We start from the raw sequence: 17,123 nt of genomic DNA, 5'->3' as shown, positions 1-17,123 counted from the left end.
CTACTACTTTGAAGCTGCTTTCACTTGAAGCAGCTTTTTTCTTTGAACCCTTTAAATAATTGTTCTTAAACTACCGTATTTAAACTTTCATTATAGATATGAACTACTCAAACACATACTCCTCGTTAAATCGAATTAATGGAGAATCATTATTAATTTTAAAGTAGTTCTGTAAAGTGAAAAATGAAAAATGTTCTCTAAAATAAACCTCATTGCCAAATAAAATGGCATACTCACTAAATGATGATATTATTCCCTCCATTACTAACTCCCCATTGATATGTGCTTGTACAGTTGAACCAGAGTTGATACAGTTCTGAAATTGCTCATCATGTATAAGGCGCATCAGTCTCTTCTTTCTTTTCATATTAACTCCTCCTTAACGCAAAAAGCACCGTTGAACAAAGCATATTCTACATGCTTTGTTCAACGGTGCTTCCGTTACGTATAATTTTGATAATAATATACCAAGGAGCAAAAGTCTACGTCAATTGTCTTTTTGATTCCTCTCTAAAAGCTAAATTATACGATTTTGCTTCTGCAATCCAATTGTATTCTACTGTTTTTTTCATTTTTCTTCTGGCACATTTAGCTGTTTTCAACTGAAAACTGAGGTCATTGATAATCTCAGATACATTCTTTTCATGCAACTCAATTACTCCTTCATAGGTTAAGTAATCTGTTTCTTCTCCACTTCTCTCAATTGTTCGATACAGAGTATGCAACTGACTCATCAATTTATCTAGAATTTTCAGCGTTTGTTTGTATTGAATTCTTGTATTACTACGTAAATCTAAGAAAATAGCAATTAAAGCTAAAAAAATAGAAGCCAATGAAAGTACAGTTGTGTATTTTCCAAATACTATTTTGAGCTGTAGTATGGAAACAAAGGCTAATAAACAACTTATTACTATTGGAGAGTTTAAGAAAAACAAAGTAAATTTTGTTCTAGTATAATTAAGTAATACTTTTTCTGCTAACGATGCGAGTCTGTCAAGTGTATCATACTTATGAGGGTTATTTATCATCGTCTGATACCTCAACAATTGTATTTATTAAGTCATTCTCTATTTGAGGCATATTTTTCTCTAATATCTTTTGTATAGAAATTATGTCTGAATAGGAAATATCAGAATCTAGACTTATATTTCCTTGGACTTCTTCTAAATAAGAGTATAGAGTTGAATACTGTTCCACATCAATTTTATCCCAAATAAGACTAAATTCTAAGGCTTTAAACGCAAGTTCATTATCTTTTCCTCTAAGTTCATCGGAAAGTAACTTCATAAAGAATGGAACCATAGCAATGTCTGCATTCTTCCATTTGATTTTAAAATGTTTTATTGCATCATCAACATCTGGATTTTTGCTTACAAATAACAACTCCGTCATCCTATCAGCATTGGGGCTTACTAACTCAACTTCTTGAAGCTTCAAAGTTTTTGATTGTTTTACTCTTAATATCTGCCACCCTCTATTTAAGTAAATAAACAACGTGTCCTGTCCATCTCGTCTAATTTTGGTATGATGCTGAAATATCAAAACAACAAACATTAATGGTAGGGCTAATCCTAAAAATCTTTCAATAATAATAGCTATTTGAATAGGACCAACAAGACTTACTGAATATCCCAACCCCAAATAGCTCGTTGCACTTAAAAAAAACAATTGAAAATATGTATTGCCTGGATTGTCCGCATCAAAAATCAGTCCTTCAAAATGTTCAAAGTTAGTTAAAACCCTCTGTCCATCTATTTTTGATTCTATTGCAGTATTCAAATCTGCAACGAACATCATAAAGAAGAAAAATCCGAAAACAACTATAAACGCCAATGAGGAAAAGAACGTCCATAAAATAAGCTTACTAAATAATTTCTTATCCATAACAGGGAGATTTCTAAGAAGAAACAGCAGCATTAATGTAATTACTACTATTATAGGTAACATTCCAGTATAAAAATCATTGTCCACACTACCAACCGCCTTTAATTTCTAATATAATACTTTTTCTTCTTCCAGGAGTTCAGTTTACTCGCAATCGTAATACCATTAATCAACGTAATATTTAACTTCTCAGCTGCAGCAATTGCATCTTTGGTAAAATAACTTGTTGTAATTATCAAAGCATCTAAACACCCATGAACCTGTTTTCCAGCCTTCAAACGTAGTACAATGTCATTCCCTACATTCTTTTTCCAACGCTTACATTGTACAGCGATTTTGTAACCCTCCTTGCCATTTAAGATTAAATCCACTTCATTATCTCCTGAACCCCCGACCATCTGAACCTGATATCCCTGGTCTCGGTAATAAAGAGCAATTAATCTTTCAAAGTCAGTTCCAGATAAAGTATCGACATCAGCTTGCAACAGTTCATGGTCTGCTAATTTGGGTTTTAATTGTTCTGGTACATCGGTTAATTTTGTTTTTTTTGATTGTTTATCCTTAGTGGCTATTCTGCCCTTAACTTTTTTCTCCCCAAAACATATACCTATAATTTCAGGAACAAATGCACAGGCAACAAGCAAAGTCATAAAAATCATATAGTTCTTTTCTGGAATGAGAAGGTAGCAAAAGCTACCTATAATCATTAAACACCTTGTTACATACGTTACATCTTTTACTGACATAATGCCCTCCATTAGCTACAAAGCATCCTATTAATAGCACTTTCGTTGTTAACCATTTCTAAGTGGAAGATTGAGTTCTTTTATAAATATGGACCGCTTGCTTGGTTTGTCTTGAATTGTTTTAGGGAATGTCACATATAAATTGTGTTTTGCTCTAGTTGCTGCGACATACATTAACCGACGTTCCTCTTCAACAGTTGTTGGAGGCTCCGCTTTTTCTCTGCATTCGATAATATCTACTTTGTTTAATGGCACCGCACGATTTGACGGTAATCCTCCATCATTAACACCAATGACAAAAACATTGTTGAAAGCAAGCCCCTTGCTCTTATGAATAGTCAAGAAATAAAGGGCATTATACTCCCCTTTGTGATATAGCTCTAGCTGCTTCTTCATATTACTACGTCTTTCTTTTAAACGTTCATTATATGCAATTAAATCAGTCMAAGTTCTGTAGTGCTGACACTCTTTATTTATCCAATTCACTTCTTCTTTTGACATGTTAATCTTATTCTTAGGAAATAGTACAAGTGGCTCAATGAATTCCAACACCTCGACAAAACTTGTTTTTATCATCTTGAATAAACCGTTTAGATATTTTTCGATTAATGCAATTTCAGATTTCTTCTTTTCATGCTTAACAAATGCAACAAACTCTTGTAGTAAGGCTTGAACAGATGAAAAATGGTTCTGCTCTATAAACCTGTTAAAATCCTGATTCTTAATAAAGTGTGCATTGGCTACATTTAGTAATACTGTTCGCCATGCGCTTATTTGATTGAGCGGTTCAGATGCCAATAAATCTAACCAATTCCTAAATGCAATTTTAAACTCGAAAATATTAAAAATTCCCATTACGTCATCATTATTCTCAATAACAAAAGGAACTCCTCGATAATCTAATGCTTGATATACACTTTGTAACTGTCCAACAGAACGATACAGAATGGTTGATTGCGTGTAGTTTATTGGCTCAACTCTATCCTTAACTGAGAATGGCTCAATCTTACCAATCTCTTGGGCTTTTGTAATAATCCAATTTGCCTCTTCGCTTTGGTCTGGAGCAGCCCAAATATAAGCATCTCCGTTAACCTTGTGAAAAGGCTCCATTGCTTTTTCTATCCTGTCATGCGCATTTGGTTTTATAACACGATTGCCAGCCTGTACGATATTCTGTTTAGAACGGTAGTTAGTCATGAGTTCTAACGTATACGTATCGTAAACCTCATGAAATTGTTTAATAAAACTTGGATTTGAACCTCGAAATGCATAGATACTCTGGTCATCGTCACCTACGATGATTAACTTTGCTCCACTGCCATCCGTAGGTGCAATCAGCTTCAAAATATCCATTTGTAATGGATTGATATCTTGAAATTCATCAACAAAAATATAATCAAACTTCCCTTGAATGAACATACGTGCAGACTCATATTGTTGTAATGCTCGATACAGATTTAGCAAGAAATCATCGAACAGAACAATTTTTTCATTTGTCCGGATCCGGACAAATTCTATATACATGTCATAGAACCGTCGATTAATTGGATAATCAGATAAAGGTTCAAGACTATCGTAATGCTTGGCTACAAACCCTTTCATTTCTTCGGCGCTATGCCCCAAGTTAGTCCAATATTCAATTCGTTCCTTAATTGTTTTATCCCCTTCTCTATCTAACTGATAGAGGTTGTATTTTTTAATGATCTGCCTAAATAAACGATTCGCTTTTTCATCACTATCGTCTTGTTTATTCCCAACAACGCCAACTGAAGCACAAGCTGGTACTTGTTTTAGAAGCTGTTCAAATAGAGATTTAAATATACTATGGAATGTACCAATAGCTACACGTGAATTATCTGTCGAAAGGAACTTGTTTACCCGCTCCTTCATCTCATCAGCTGCTTTACGTGTAAAAGTAACCATACAAATACTCGAAGATTCAACATTCTCCATCGTCATTAGATATGCAGTTTTAGCACATATAGTTTCCGTCTTCCCGCTTCCAGCCCCAGCAATAATGCGCAAGTTTTTATCCATCGTATATCTTATAGCTTCAACCTGGTCTTTATTGAACGGATTCCCTTTTATTTTTTCTATGTAGTCAAAGAAGTCTTTGTCCACATCCCAGTCTCCAACTTGGTTTTCTTCTGATTTGAAAACATGAATGTCTCCATACTGCTCCCTATAACTTTGCTCAGTTTCACTAAGTGTTTGGTTTTTAATTATTAGTTCTTGGGCTTGCTCTTTAAGTTGTTGAATCGTTTCGCTATTTAATTTTGTTAATTCCTGTAGTTCATTGTTTACTGAATGAAGTTTAGATAAATCTTCATTTCTTAATGTTAGTTCCTTTATTAGGATATACTTTTCATGTTCTAACTGGCTAACTTTACTTTTTAATACATCAAACTCGTTAATAAGCTTATCTCTGTCAGTGAGCTTATTTATTAGCTTTTGAAATGCCATGTTCACTATTCCTTTGCCCTTTTATTTTCAAGCAATCGATAAATAAGTGAGAACCTTCTATTCAAATAGAAACACGTCAATAGAATTACTGTTATAAACAAGGAACTAATCAGAGTAGTGAATATTCCCCCTATAAAGACGGCTAAAATTGTGATTAGCACACTCAGTGGTATTCCAATAAGGAAATACCCTCCAGAAGTTAAAAATGAGTATAGTTTCGAGGTAGAAATATTATCTTCAATTAACTGCTGTATTTTTAGAGGAACTTCTTGCTCAATGATAAAGTTACAGGACTTAAAGCGTCTGTTTTTCAAACCACTATTAATCGTTATATTAACAATTATCTCATTAGAGGGTATTAGATATTTACTTTTCACTTCACTAAAATGAATATTATAGATAGCCTCTCCACTTGGTTTCAAAACTAATGCATTGTCATCAATGTTAAGAAGTTTTGTATTCTCAATCTCTCTATTATTCATCCTTAGAGAGCATTCCATTTTATTTATTATGAATTCTGATTCTTCGCTGTTATGAATCTTTAAAGTCATATTGGATATTTTATCTGTTTCAACTAGAACTTCACTCAAAGTAAATGTTAAATTCTTATCTTTTCCTTCGAAGGCAAGATCTTTATAGATAACTTTATGAAACCATTTCTCTATATCCTTTGGAGAAAAGAGCAAGTAAAAACCAATTTGCAAAAGATAATATCTCCAACTAATTGCTACTACCTCTTCATCAAACTCATTACTCAGTTTTAAGTCTCTACGCATGTCTTCTTTAATCTTTCCAGTTTTACGATACCTACCTTCAAAAAGACTGTAGTAAATGGCGTTTATTATAACACCAGCAAATGCTAACGCTATAATAAATGGTAGTTTTATCAAATTCCATAATGGTATACTCAACATAAAAAACTCCTTCAAATATCGTTATACTCCATTCAGCAATTTCGACATTTTCCATCATTATCCTTCATACATTCAACAAAAAAGACTCTACCGCTGAGTAGAGTCTCATAACAAAATCATTAGCTCATTCTTATTACAAACATATCATCAGGCCTGTTCCTTGATTATGTCTAATAAATCATCGATGTATTTATTACTAATTCAACAAGTGGAAGAGGATTAATGGCGCATATAGAGAAGTTCGGACCGTTCATCGGCTGGAAGCTCGGCAATGAGCGCCTTCATCAGATTCGTCTTCCCCGAGTTCGTCGCGCCGATAATGACGACATTGAAGCTCGCGGATAGCACGGAGAGCAGCATGCTCCGTATTCTCCCGTTGATCGTACGCAGCGCGGGCGCGCATAGCGCTTCCAGACTGAAGCTTCGCACCGTGTAGAAACGAATAGTCAGCGTTGGCGATGAAGTGAAGCCGAAGCCGGTCATCGTCACCCTAGAACCGTCCCGCAGCATGACCTCCGCCCATCGCTTGCGCGGATTAATTCGGTCGTTATTATACAGCACTAAGTTTTGCTGAATTCGCTCGACGTCTCTTACGCTCTCGAAGGAATAAGCGGAAGCCGTTGTCTGGCCGCCCCTCACCTCGAAGATCCGTTTGCCCACGACTTGAATTTCTTCGAGCCCCTCCTTATCTGCAAGCACCAGCTCAAGCACATTAAGTCCGATTACTTCAGCGAACAGCGCTTCTGCCAATGTCTGATACGGCTGCTGCACATCCTCCAGCGTATGAATGCGAAGCCGAATGAGGCGATCCGTTATAACCGCGAGCACCTGCTCCCGCTCTTGAACGAAGCCAAGCACCGCCCGATTAAGCGTCTCCGTATATTGCTTGCGCTCGAACTCGGTCAATCCTTGCGGGGCGCTCAAGTACGACCGTATATCTTCCGCCAGCCGCTGAAATTCGGTCGGCTCATGGTCCGCTTGATGACTAATCCCCTCCGGTTTGTCTGCCATCATACGGGCGGGTCTGACCTGCGCAGCGAATTCGGTTGGCGAGAACTTCCCTTGCCCGGCCGTCATGAACTGCTCCCTCTGCGATGCGTCATTAGCTTGCGATGCCATGGCTGCGTCCTGCCCGGCTTGAAAACGGGGTGTATTCCATGTCGATGCATCAATTGTTTGGCAGGCTCGTCCATCGCTTGCTTGCCTTGTGCGTCACTGCGCAGCCATTCCTCATAGCGCCCGCTATCGAGTTGACTGAACAATGACTCGCCAAGCTTGAACTGACCGAGCGATGTTGTACCGAGCTCTTTGCATATTTCTTTCATTCGATAACCTCCGCTTCCATGCGAATTGTGTATAATAACTGTTTCATATTGATCAGGTGTAACGCCGAACAACGGCGATACTTGATTAATCCAGCGTTTGCCGTCCTCTTGGAAATGCGAAAGCGCTGGCGTCGTCACAAGTATCCGCACATCTGCCATCCGCAGCGCGCAGACCGTAGCAGCATTGTCCCAATAAGCGCTGACATCCAAAATCACGTACGCGAATGTCTCGCGCGCAACGTCCAACAAGTGATTCACTTCCTCCGGCGAGAAAAACTCCGCTTGATCCCTGACCATGTTGCCGAATAAGACATGTAGATTGGGCAGCTTCGTAATCGGACTAGCCGCTCTTCGCAGCTTGTCCGGAGTCAGCGTTCGCGCGATGAGCTCCGGCCTGAGCTTGTCGAGCGACACCTCGGGCTCATCCTCCCCTAGGAAACGATGAAGCTTTGCGCTCTTCAGGTTCATGCAGAAATAGGCAATCGAATCACTGCTTGCCCCCGCCATGCGATAGGCGGTCGCGAAGGAGGCTGCAGTCGTACCGATATTCGGCGTTGTCCCGACGAATGCGGCCAGCGAGGCATCTTGCCGGCTCACGATCCAGCCCCCTCGCCGCCGACCGCATCGACATTTAACGACTCCGGACTATACGCAACAACAACCTTCAGCTTCCCGTCCTTGCACAGCCCGTCGAGCTCCAGCCACTGTTCCTCAGTCATGTTGAGATTCAAATACTCGATCATCCCGTTCGCTTCCCGCCTGGAAGCGTACATCTTCTCCTTATCGCCATCCGCCATCGACATCAGATTCGGGTTGTCCATATTGTCGATTTCGACATTGCCAGACGACTTCACGGAGGCCACGACTATACTCTCGCCGAACAGCCTTCGTGATGCTGTTCCTTCACCGGATGCGTAGAGCAGCACCTTATCACCTGCGCGTATGCCATTCGAGATTGAACGAACATACTCCTTCGGAATTTGGAAGGTCGATTCCGTTGGCTTCGGCTGCAAGTAATAGCTGCCGACCTTCCAATCGAGAATCGGCTCTCCCGCTCCTAGCGGTATGACCGTCTCCTTGCCCTGGACCTCGGCAGCGTCAACCATCATATTTGGCTCCCATGCTGATTCCGGAATATGCTTATAAGTCAGCATATCAGTCGTCAGTCTCTCGCCTGCGCTTATGAAGCGACTTGGCACAACAACCGCAATCGTTCCTTCCCTCTCCATTTGGATTCGCTGCAGTTGATACAGCCCTGCTACGAGCGATGCCGATAAAAGCGCCGCAATCAAGCTAATCCATATATTCCTTCGTCTGTTCATCGCCTCTCCTCCCCCGAGCGCATAAAAAAAGAACGCAGCGGCAGCCCCTCGGCTATACCACATGCGTTCTTCGCAAAACTTGCTCTCATATATGAATTCAACAACCAACTACGCTCATAATAGCAAATGACTGAATATTTTGTCTATCATTATTTTTCCATTTGTTTCTATAAAGGCTTGCGACATAACAAAAACAAGCCATAAACATGGGGAATGTCACCATTCCGTACCCTATTTATGACTTGCTCCTATACTTTTCAAAAATCGATTAAGCCTACACTAATCAACAGTGCATCGTCTACTTTACGCATCGTTTCGTCGTCCAAATGCGTTATTTTGTCGGTCAGACGCTGCTTATCGATCGTTCGAATCTGCTCAAGCAGAACAACGGAATCACGATCAAAGCCATGCGTTGCCGCCTCCATCTCGACGTGAGTGGGCAGCTTCGCCTTTTGGATTTGAGCCGTAATAGCTGCGACGATAACGGTCGGGCTGAATCGGTTGCCGATGTCATTCTGAATAACGAGCACCGGTCGCACACCGCCTTGCTCCGATCCGACTACGGGCGATAAATCCGCAAAAAACACATCTCCGCGTTTTACGATCAAGCTCTACACCCCGCTTACGAGACGGCCAAGCGTATGATCGGCTTCTTCCTCCGCTTGAAAAGCTTCCGAGGCCATGTTCAGGTTAATTTTCGCCATCTCCATGTATCCGCGCTGCATCGACTCACGGATTTGACGTTTTTTGCGCTCCACGAGATACAGCTTCATGGCCTGCCGAATAAATTCGCTGCGGTTAGAATTTTCTTTGGCGACAATTCCGTCAACCTCCTCCAGCAAATGATCGGGCAGGCTAATCATGATTCTTTTCGTATTTTGCACATTGGCCACSGAACTCGCACCCCCAAAACTTTTCCAAAACCTTAATACTCATTATTGCAATATATTGCCGACACTATACTCAAACATATCTATGTCGGCCGTATATCAAATATGCTGTATGTCTTCATGCATCATCCCGGTAGATCAACTGTCATACTACATTCGCTTTAAAGTGCGAAAATCCTTTTGCGTAACCACAAATAACCACATGTAATTTTTGGAAAATGATTTAAGCGAGTGCGTTCGTAATAGCCGTGACCTGTCCGTCCTTAACATAAATCCGTGGAACTCGTGCCGCAATCATGCAGATCAGCTCGTAATTAATGGTCCCTAGCTGGTCAGCAACTTCCTCGGCTGTGATAACAGACGCACCTTGACGACCGATCAGTACAACCTCTTCGCCAGCTTGAACGGGCGCAGGCTGAGCTTCCGTCTGTGCCCCGTCAAGCGCTATCATGCATTGATCCATGCAGATCGTGCCGCGAATAGGCAGACGCACCCCGCGTACGAGACCGTACGCCTTGCCTGTCAGCATACGGCTGAAGCCGTCGGCATAACCGATCGGCAGAGTGCCGATAAGCTCCTCGCCAGAGGTAAAATATCGTGTGCCATAGCTAATGCCCCAGCCTTCAGGCGCCTTCTTCACCATCGAAACTCCGGTCTTTAGCGACAGGACTGGCTCAAGTGCAATTCGCTGGTTATTCACCTCTGCAGAAGGATATAAGCCATACATGCTGATGCCGAGCCTTAGCATCCCGCCCGCCCATTCAGGCGTGTCGATGCCAGCAGCGCTATTCGCTGCATGAATAATAGGGATAGGCAGCTTCTCGCGGCGGACGAACTCCGCAACCTCACTGAAACGATCATGCTGCAGCTTCGTGTAGCTTTTGTCAGCTTCGTCAGCGCGGGCAAAGTGAGTGAACATCCCTTCCACCTCTAGCTGCTCCACGTTAAGCGCCTTCCTAATAAAAGCTTCCGCAGCCTGAGCGCCTACGATACCGAGTCTTCCCATGCCTGAGTCGATTTTGATATGAACCTTCAGCTTGCGGCCTTCGCGATCTCCTTCAAGCTTGGCTGCCGCTTCAATGATATCGTCTCTGAACAAGCTAATCGTCACATCATTATCTCTAGCTGCCTGCAGCCCATCTGCAGGCACAAAGCCGAGCACCAGAATTGGCGTGCGAATGCCGGCATTACGCAATTGAAGCGCTTCATCAAGGAAGGCGACGCCCAAGTAATCAACCCCGGCGCGCTCCGCTTCCCTTGCAATCTCAACGGCTCCATGTCCATATGCATTGGCTTTCACCGATGCCATAAGCCGGCAATCCGCCGGCATCGCTTGCCTGAACGCCTGCAAATTATGATTCAACGCATCTAAATTTATTTCTACCCTCGTCGGGCGATAAAACGATTCCAAGTCGTTCACCTTCTCCTCATCTGACAGCCACAACAGTCCGAGCAGCAAACATCAATAGAAATAATGTTAAACGTTGCTGCTAAGACTGTCAATGAAATGGCATCCAGATTCCACTAGAACGTCTTGGAAATTAAGGTAAGCTGCTTCTTTTACTTATCGATCTCGCCTTGCACGGATTGGGCAATCTTAATCATCTCGGTTTGCGGCAGATTAGCGCTTGTAAGACGGAATTGACTGCCCTCGTACGTCCACGTAAGCGTCTTCTGATCATTATCCGCGGCGTTTGTCAATTCTCCGATCGTGAAGCCTAGATCAACCATATCGCCGGCGACGAGCGAGGTTGCCATATCCTTCGGCTGCGTCTGAATTAGCGTGTAGCTGTATTCGCCAGAGTAACGGTTCATGACGCCTGGGTTGCCGCCGAACACGATATCAATCATGTCTTGCCAAGTCGCGCCTTCAGGCGTGTAAGACGGTCCCATTGCAACGAATGGCGCTTTCGCATCATTTTCCGTTCCAGCCGATGTTTCTTCATCGTCCTCATTCACCGCATCCGGATCGCTGTTATTGCCCGATCCTTCTTGCTCGCCGCCAACGGCGCTATTGTCCGTCGACTTGTCGCCTTCCGTTGCTTGGTCGCCTTCAGCGGATGCATCATCCTCTTGAACCGCCGCATCATCGCCGCTATTCTCAGCCGATGCGTTATCGTCATCCTGCTCAGGGATCGCGACAGTCGGTTCATCGCTGCTTTGGCTCGATGGTGCCGCGTTCATGTTGGCTTCCGTCTCGAACACGCTCTTATCGAACTTCTGTCCGAACTCGAAGGAATCGAACTTCACTTCGACCATGACAGCTGCATTCGTGTCGCTGACTTCTACCTTCGATGGACGATAGTTCGTTTTGTTCAGCCAAATTTTTTGGCGGGCAAGCGAGCCGTTATTGTAGTTGGCCATCACATCGAACACATAATCATTTTCTTCGACCGCGAATTCACGCTGGCCGTCCACGAGAATGCTTTGAACGAGCGTTTGATATAAGTACACTTGGCCTTGATTTTGCGGCCAATCGCTTTGGAAGCGGAATACTTTATTGAGCTTAGGCGTTAATACGAATACGCCGTCATCGTTGCGAAGTACAATTTGGGTAATATCCTTTTCCTCATTCGTCAGCTTAATCCGGTAATAGCTTGGCTTCTGATAAGATACCTCTACCTTGTACGTGAGCGGCTGTTGACTCGTATTCAGCGTCATCGTCCCGCTTCCTTGATAGCTCTCCATACTGTTGACTACTTTGTCGAGATCCTTAATCACGGACTCGGCGTCCTTCGTACCGCAAGCGGCTGCTATTAATGAGAAACATAACAAGATTGCCGCGGTCCATGCAATGCGACGCATGAAATCATCCCCTCTGCACAATGTTTTATAACTGATACCAATCATATGAGGGGACTTGACCAATTATGCGGACTGGCATGTGCTTGACCCATAGAAATTAAATCACATGCAAATAAGTGAAAGGCGCCGAAACCGATTCGGCGCCTTTCTCTTATTTTCCGTTGCGATATTGCTCCGGCGTTGCAAGGACAGACTTCTCAAATACGCGGTAGAACTGGCTTGGCGTTGAGAAGCCCAGTATGAAGCTTATTTCCGTGACCGTATGCGACGTACGCTGAAGGAGCCGCTTCGCTTCCTCTACCCGAAGATGAAGCACGTATTGATAGGGCGAATAACCGGTAGCCGCTTTAAAGGATCGTATAAAATGAAATCTGCTCTGAAGCGCTATGGCTGCCGCGTCGTCGATCTTAATAGACTCTGTGTAATGTGCTCGAAGATACTCCATTGCCTCCATCAAGTGTCTGTCTGAGGGGCTGAACCGGCGTTTCTGCTCTGTATCCAACTGCCGCCTTCCTTCGCCCCCCCACATAAGCTGCTGCAAATCGTCCAAAATACGCGTTTCCGATTCTTGCGCCGCTAACAGCTCTACGTTTGGATGCTCAAAGGCTAAATCCATCCATCTTCGAAAATAAGCTTTGACGATACCGGGTTCGATCCACTTGCGCAGTGCGGCCTCTTCCCGCTCACCAGGGGGAGCGACATGAAATCGATCGCCTCGCGCAATTGCGATAATGACACCCGCGTCATCTCCTATATGGAAGCAGTGGCGGTCACTAGGATGAAGCAGCAACGCTTCCCCTGGCGTTAGCGCTATCTGCTTGTTCTCATGCGTAAAATAGCAGGTTCCGTGCGTCGGAATCGTCATTTGAAAATGTCCTTCATGAGAATGAAGAATATTTTCGAACCGGTTCACGATTTGAACGATCTCAACCTGCGGCAGCGTTAATTGGATCTGCATCGTCTATCACCTATTTCTATCGTTATAGCAAATCGTGCTCAAAGTCCAGCAACTATCGCAACGACGCGAAAGCACGCTTGGCTGTAGTATTAGAGAATCATTTATTTAGAGAGGATGTTCTTAAATGTCACAACGAGTTGCTGTAGCCGCAAGCACAAACACAGCATTCACGATTCTACTCGGCGTAAGCGCTGCGCATCTGTTAAACGATGTGATGCAATCTGTTGTTCCTGCCGTATTCCCATTGTTTCAGCAAAAGCTTCATCTCAGCTTCGCCGAGATTGGCTGGGTCGCGTTCGCGCTGAATATTTCGGCCTCGGTGCTGCAGCCTCTAATCGGATATTACACCGATCGGAGACCCATGCCAAGTCTATTGCCGCTAGGCATGGTATTTACGCTGCTAGGCATGATCGGATTCGCGCTCGCCCCTTCGCTTGCTTACCTGCTGCTTGCATCCGTATTGATCGGCATCGGCTCCTCTGTTCTCCATCCCGAGTCGTCGCGCGTTGCTCACCTTGCCGCGGGCAAAGGAAAAGGCATCGCCCAATCGATCTTCCAAGTGGGAGGAAATACGGGACAAGCGCTAGCGCCTCTTATGGTGGCCTATATCATTAGTCCTCAAGGGCAATACGGTTTTCTATGGTTTACCTTGCTTGCCGTCATCGGAATCGTATTACAAACGAAAATAAGCAAATGGTATCGGCTGCAGATCCGTTCCTCCGCTCCGAAAGCCAAAGCAAAGGTTGCAGCCAAATCTACATTCAGCAAGCCGTTCATCCTGTATGTCATGTCGATTCTCGTTCTAATGTTATTTTCCAAATTCGTCTATCTTGCAAGCATGAGCGGATACTATTCCTTTTATTATATGGAGAAATACGACCTAAGCTTAAAAAGCGCCCAAATGTGCTTGTTCGCCCTTCAATTCGCGGGCATGGCTGGCACCTTCCTAGGCGGCCCTTTGGCTGATCGGTTCGGCCGTCAGAAGGTGATTTGGTTCTCCATTCTTGGCACCGCGCCGTTCTCGCTTCTGCTGCCCTATGCCAGTCCAACCGGCGCAGTCCTGCTGTGCCTTGCAATCGGGCTCATTCTCATGTCGGGCTTCTCCGTCATTATCGTGTATGCGCAAGAAATGCTGCCTGGGCATGTCGGGACGATTGCCGGCTTATTCTTCGGCGTATCGTTCGGACTAGGAGGACTAGGCTCCGTCGTTATGGGCTCCATGATCGACGCCTACGGCGTAGAGCAGATCATCAAAGCATGCGCCTTCCTCCCTCTGCTTGGGCTGCTGGCGCTGCTCCTGCCTAAGGATTCTGTCCTTATGCAGAGAAGCTCCTAAACAAGCTCCCCCCGTCAGACGTCGCATCTCCTCCCCGCCTTAAGCCCAGTTCCCAAAACCGACCGTGGACTGTTACGAAAGCTTCCTCGGCTCTTTACAATAAAGGTATAGCTGAGAGGCAGAAAGGAATGGTTAACCATGAAAAAACTGTTTCGTTCAACAACGGACAGCAAACTATCGGGACTTTGCGGAGGAATTGGCGAGTGGTTGGGCATTGACCCTACAATTGTACGACTATTAGTCGTGATCGCATCGTTCTTCAGCTTCGGAGCAGTGGCTGTCATCTACTTAATCGCCACGCTGGTTGTTCCAAAAGCAAACCAAGATTTCAGATTCGTAGATCACTACTAAAATTAACGGATAATAAAAGGAGAGCTGATGAAGATGGGAATTTTGCAACGCGTAGTTAGCATGACGAAGGCTGCGGCCAATGAGATGTTGGACAAGATGGAAAATCCGGTTATGATGCTGAATCATTATTTACGTGACTTGGACGAGGAAATTGCAGGGGCTGAGCGCGCTTTGCCGCAGCAGCAAGCACAAGCCCGCATGCTTCAAGCGAAGCTTACAGAGCTCAATGAGCAGGTTGCTTATTACGAGGGCAAAGCGATTCAAGCGGCTTCGGAACAACGTGAAGCGGATGCTAGGCTCGCTCTCGAGGCGAAGCTGCTGTACATGGAGCAAGTGGAAGAGAAAACACGCTTGTTGCAAATTGCAAACAATGCCGCTGCCGAGCTTGCGCTGCGCATCGAGACTTTAAAAGAAGAGAAGACGCGCCTGCAAAGCAAGCGCACGGAGCTGATTGCCCGCGTTAGACAAAACGGCGGTGTTGCCGGCGGACCGTCATCGCAGTCGCTCCAAGGCAGCGAAGCTTCGAGAGGGTTCGATCGAATCGAGCAAAAGGTAATGGAGTGGGAAGCTCAGCGAGATCTGTCCAAAAGCAATTACCCATCGTCGTCAATAACGCAAAACCATGCATTTGAACAACAGAACGAGCTGCGCAACGCGAAGGTCGATGAAGAACTGAAGCGTCTGCTAGAGAAGAAATCCGTTACTACCGGCTAAGTTCGTTCCGCATAACCGTTACGGCTTTACCTCCAAGAAACCGTCTTGCTTTCGGCAAGGCGGTTTATCTATTATACTAGCTTATAATCCCAAACCCGAAAGGATGGTTTCATCATGTTCACGCGTCCCGCAAGCGACGAATATATTCCTTACCAGAATCAATACATAAGTCTTGTACCCGAGGGTAACATTATTGAGCTGCTAGAACGTCAACAGACCGATACGGTCAACTACTTTTCTTCACTGAACGAGCAGCAAGCCTTATACCGCTATGCTGCGGACAAGTGGAGCTTGAAGGAAGTGCTCGGGCATATCGCCGACACGGAAGCCATTATGAGCTATCGACTGCTTCGCATTGCCAGAGGCGACCGGACGGCACTGCCCGGTTTCGAACAGGATGATTATATAGAGCCCGCGTCCTTCGACACCCTATCGAACGAAGAACTCCTGGAGCGTTATACAAGCATTCGCCGTTCAACCTTGTCTCTGCTTCGCACATTGCCGATTACCGCACCTGCAAGACGCGGTATCGTCAATAACCATGAGATGTCTGTCAATGCGCTTGCGTATGTTATTGCCGGCCATGAGCTGCATCATATGAATATTATCCGCGACAGATACAACGCCTAGCTCCTCCACTATAACAAAGCAAGCCCCAGTCGCGATCAAGCGACTGGGGCCTACAGCATTTAACTTTTAACTTTTAACTTATTTCTGAACGTTGTAACGTGCATAAGCTTGTAGCAAGTCCCCCCGCGGTGATCGTCATGAGCGAGAGAAAGAAGCTGTCGCCCGGGAGTATCCATTCACCGATGCTGATGATGAGCAAGTCGATAATTAACACGATGATGCCAACATTAATCTTGATATACTCGGATAAGTATTCCGCGATCAAATCCATTCCGCCCGTCGATACATGCTGCCTGAGCATAACGCCGATGCCCGTTCCGATCGCCAAGCCGCCAACTACGGCTCTTGTGAACGGCGTCCATTCAATATAGTAGCTGAAATAATATTGATACGGCTCCATGAAATCGATCACATAACTGGATAGCAATAAGCCGCTTACGCTAATATAGAGCAGCTCGCGATTGTAGAACCATGCAAGCACGAAGATCGGTATGCTGCACAACAGCATAATCAACCCAATCTTGATATCGAAGACGTAATTGATGATGAGCGCAACGCCAATGATGCCGCCATCCAGTATACCGAGCGGCACAACGAAAAAATTGATTCCGATAGCGATGAGTATGCTGCCAATAACGATGGCCCCGATCTTTTTCAACGAAAACATATCCACCAGTCCCCTATAATAGCCTGTCTGATATATATGTTCCTCTGGGGCTTGTCATGATCGATTAATTGGAATGGATTGGATATTCGCTTCCAAGGAAACGAATTAGTGCTGCAGT

General features: G+C 44.3%; 19 protein-coding genes. 4 read left to right on the top strand and 15 right to left on the bottom strand.

All coding sequences use genetic code 11. From position 1 onward, the window contains the following. Positions 1-103: 103 nt before the first annotated feature. From AC1DF0_RS25105 to AC1DF0_RS25040, 14 genes are all read right to left on the bottom strand, one after another. Entirely contained in the window at positions 104-367 is a 264-nt protein-coding gene (locus tag AC1DF0_RS25105) for a hypothetical protein (protein ID WP_477575876.1), read from the bottom strand. Positions 368-482: 115 nt separating this feature from the next. Continuing rightward, the gene (locus tag AC1DF0_RS25100; RefSeq protein WP_477575874.1) at positions 483-1,028 is read right to left on the bottom strand and encodes a hypothetical protein; all 546 of its coding nucleotides are present in this window, start codon (positions 1,026-1,028) and stop codon (positions 483-485) included. After that, positions 1,018-1,971: a hypothetical protein gene (locus AC1DF0_RS25095; protein WP_477575872.1), complete on the bottom strand. Its 954-nt coding sequence runs from the start codon at positions 1,969-1,971 to the stop codon at positions 1,018-1,020. The genes AC1DF0_RS25100 and AC1DF0_RS25095 overlap by 11 nt, the downstream gene beginning before the upstream one ends. Before the next feature lie 14 nt (positions 1,972-1,985). After that, positions 1,986-2,630 carry a restriction endonuclease gene (locus tag AC1DF0_RS25090; RefSeq protein WP_477575870.1) on the bottom strand — a complete coding sequence of 215 codons (645 nt, stop codon included), beginning with the start codon at positions 2,628-2,630 and terminating at the stop codon, positions 1,986-1,988. Positions 2,631-2,678: 48 nt separating this feature from the next. Beyond that, complete coding sequence (locus AC1DF0_RS25085) at positions 2,679-5,093, bottom strand: ATP-dependent helicase (protein WP_477575868.1); 2,415 nt, start codon at positions 5,091-5,093, stop codon at positions 2,679-2,681. A gap of 5 nt (positions 5,094-5,098) precedes the next feature. Then, on the bottom strand, positions 5,099-6,007 hold the full coding sequence (locus tag AC1DF0_RS25080) for a hypothetical protein (RefSeq protein WP_477575866.1): 909 nt from the start codon (positions 6,005-6,007) through the stop codon (positions 5,099-5,101). A gap of 219 nt (positions 6,008-6,226) precedes the next feature. Then, positions 6,227-7,126 (bottom strand): hypothetical protein, encoded by a 900-nt coding sequence (locus tag AC1DF0_RS25075; protein ID WP_477575864.1) that lies wholly within the window; start codon positions 7,124-7,126, stop codon positions 6,227-6,229. Continuing rightward, on the bottom strand, positions 7,081-7,929 hold the full coding sequence (locus AC1DF0_RS25070) for a CpaE/TadZ family protein (RefSeq protein WP_477575862.1): 849 nt from the start codon (positions 7,927-7,929) through the stop codon (positions 7,081-7,083). The genes AC1DF0_RS25075 and AC1DF0_RS25070 overlap by 46 nt, the downstream gene beginning before the upstream one ends. Continuing rightward, on the bottom strand, positions 7,926-8,654 hold the full coding sequence (locus AC1DF0_RS25065) for an SAF domain-containing protein (protein ID WP_477575860.1): 729 nt from the start codon (positions 8,652-8,654) through the stop codon (positions 7,926-7,928). The genes AC1DF0_RS25070 and AC1DF0_RS25065 overlap by 4 nt, the downstream gene beginning before the upstream one ends. Before the next feature lie 257 nt (positions 8,655-8,911). Then, the gene (locus tag AC1DF0_RS25060) at positions 8,912-9,262 is read right to left on the bottom strand and encodes a type II toxin-antitoxin system PemK/MazF family toxin (RefSeq protein ID WP_337100886.1); all 351 of its coding nucleotides are present in this window, start codon (positions 9,260-9,262) and stop codon (positions 8,912-8,914) included. Positions 9,263-9,265: 3 nt separating this feature from the next. Next, the gene (locus AC1DF0_RS25055; protein WP_028609437.1) at positions 9,266-9,547 is read right to left on the bottom strand and encodes a CopG family ribbon-helix-helix protein; all 282 of its coding nucleotides are present in this window, start codon (positions 9,545-9,547) and stop codon (positions 9,266-9,268) included. A gap of 220 nt (positions 9,548-9,767) precedes the next feature. Beyond that, on the bottom strand, positions 9,768-10,955 hold the full coding sequence (gene alr, locus AC1DF0_RS25050) for an alanine racemase (protein ID WP_477575857.1): 1,188 nt from the start codon (positions 10,953-10,955) through the stop codon (positions 9,768-9,770). Positions 10,956-11,104: 149 nt separating this feature from the next. Beyond that, positions 11,105-12,349 carry a LolA family protein gene (locus tag AC1DF0_RS25045; RefSeq protein ID WP_477575855.1) on the bottom strand — a complete coding sequence of 415 codons (1,245 nt, stop codon included), beginning with the start codon at positions 12,347-12,349 and terminating at the stop codon, positions 11,105-11,107. Between the two features lie 151 nt (positions 12,350-12,500). Further along, the gene (locus tag AC1DF0_RS25040) at positions 12,501-13,307 is read right to left on the bottom strand and encodes an AraC family transcriptional regulator (RefSeq protein WP_477575853.1); all 807 of its coding nucleotides are present in this window, start codon (positions 13,305-13,307) and stop codon (positions 12,501-12,503) included. A 124-nt stretch (positions 13,308-13,431) separates the two neighbouring features. Here AC1DF0_RS25040 and AC1DF0_RS25035 point away from each other — a divergent pair, with 124 nt between their 5' ends. From AC1DF0_RS25035 to AC1DF0_RS25020, 4 genes are all read left to right on the top strand, one after another. Further along, positions 13,432-14,643 (top strand): MFS transporter, encoded by a 1,212-nt coding sequence (locus AC1DF0_RS25035; RefSeq protein WP_477575851.1) that lies wholly within the window; start codon positions 13,432-13,434, stop codon positions 14,641-14,643. A 138-nt stretch (positions 14,644-14,781) separates the two neighbouring features. Further along, complete coding sequence (locus AC1DF0_RS25030; protein ID WP_477575849.1) at positions 14,782-14,994, top strand: PspC domain-containing protein; 213 nt, start codon at positions 14,782-14,784, stop codon at positions 14,992-14,994. Between the two features lie 33 nt (positions 14,995-15,027). Further along, entirely contained in the window at positions 15,028-15,708 is a 681-nt protein-coding gene (locus AC1DF0_RS25025) for a PspA/IM30 family protein (protein WP_477575847.1), read from the top strand. A 114-nt stretch (positions 15,709-15,822) separates the two neighbouring features. Beyond that, on the top strand, positions 15,823-16,338 hold the full coding sequence (locus tag AC1DF0_RS25020; protein ID WP_442050806.1) for a DinB family protein: 516 nt from the start codon (positions 15,823-15,825) through the stop codon (positions 16,336-16,338). Positions 16,339-16,411: 73 nt separating this feature from the next. Here AC1DF0_RS25020 and AC1DF0_RS25015 read toward each other — a convergent pair whose 3' ends face one another. Then, positions 16,412-17,005, bottom strand: a complete 594-nt coding sequence (locus AC1DF0_RS25015) for a YitT family protein (RefSeq protein ID WP_477575844.1) — start codon at positions 17,003-17,005, stop codon at positions 16,412-16,414. Positions 17,006-17,123 lie beyond the last annotated feature (118 nt).

The sequence above is a fragment of the Paenibacillus sp. 05T425 genome (assembly GCF_056396205.1).
This window is presented reverse-complemented; position numbering and strand designations above follow the sequence as displayed.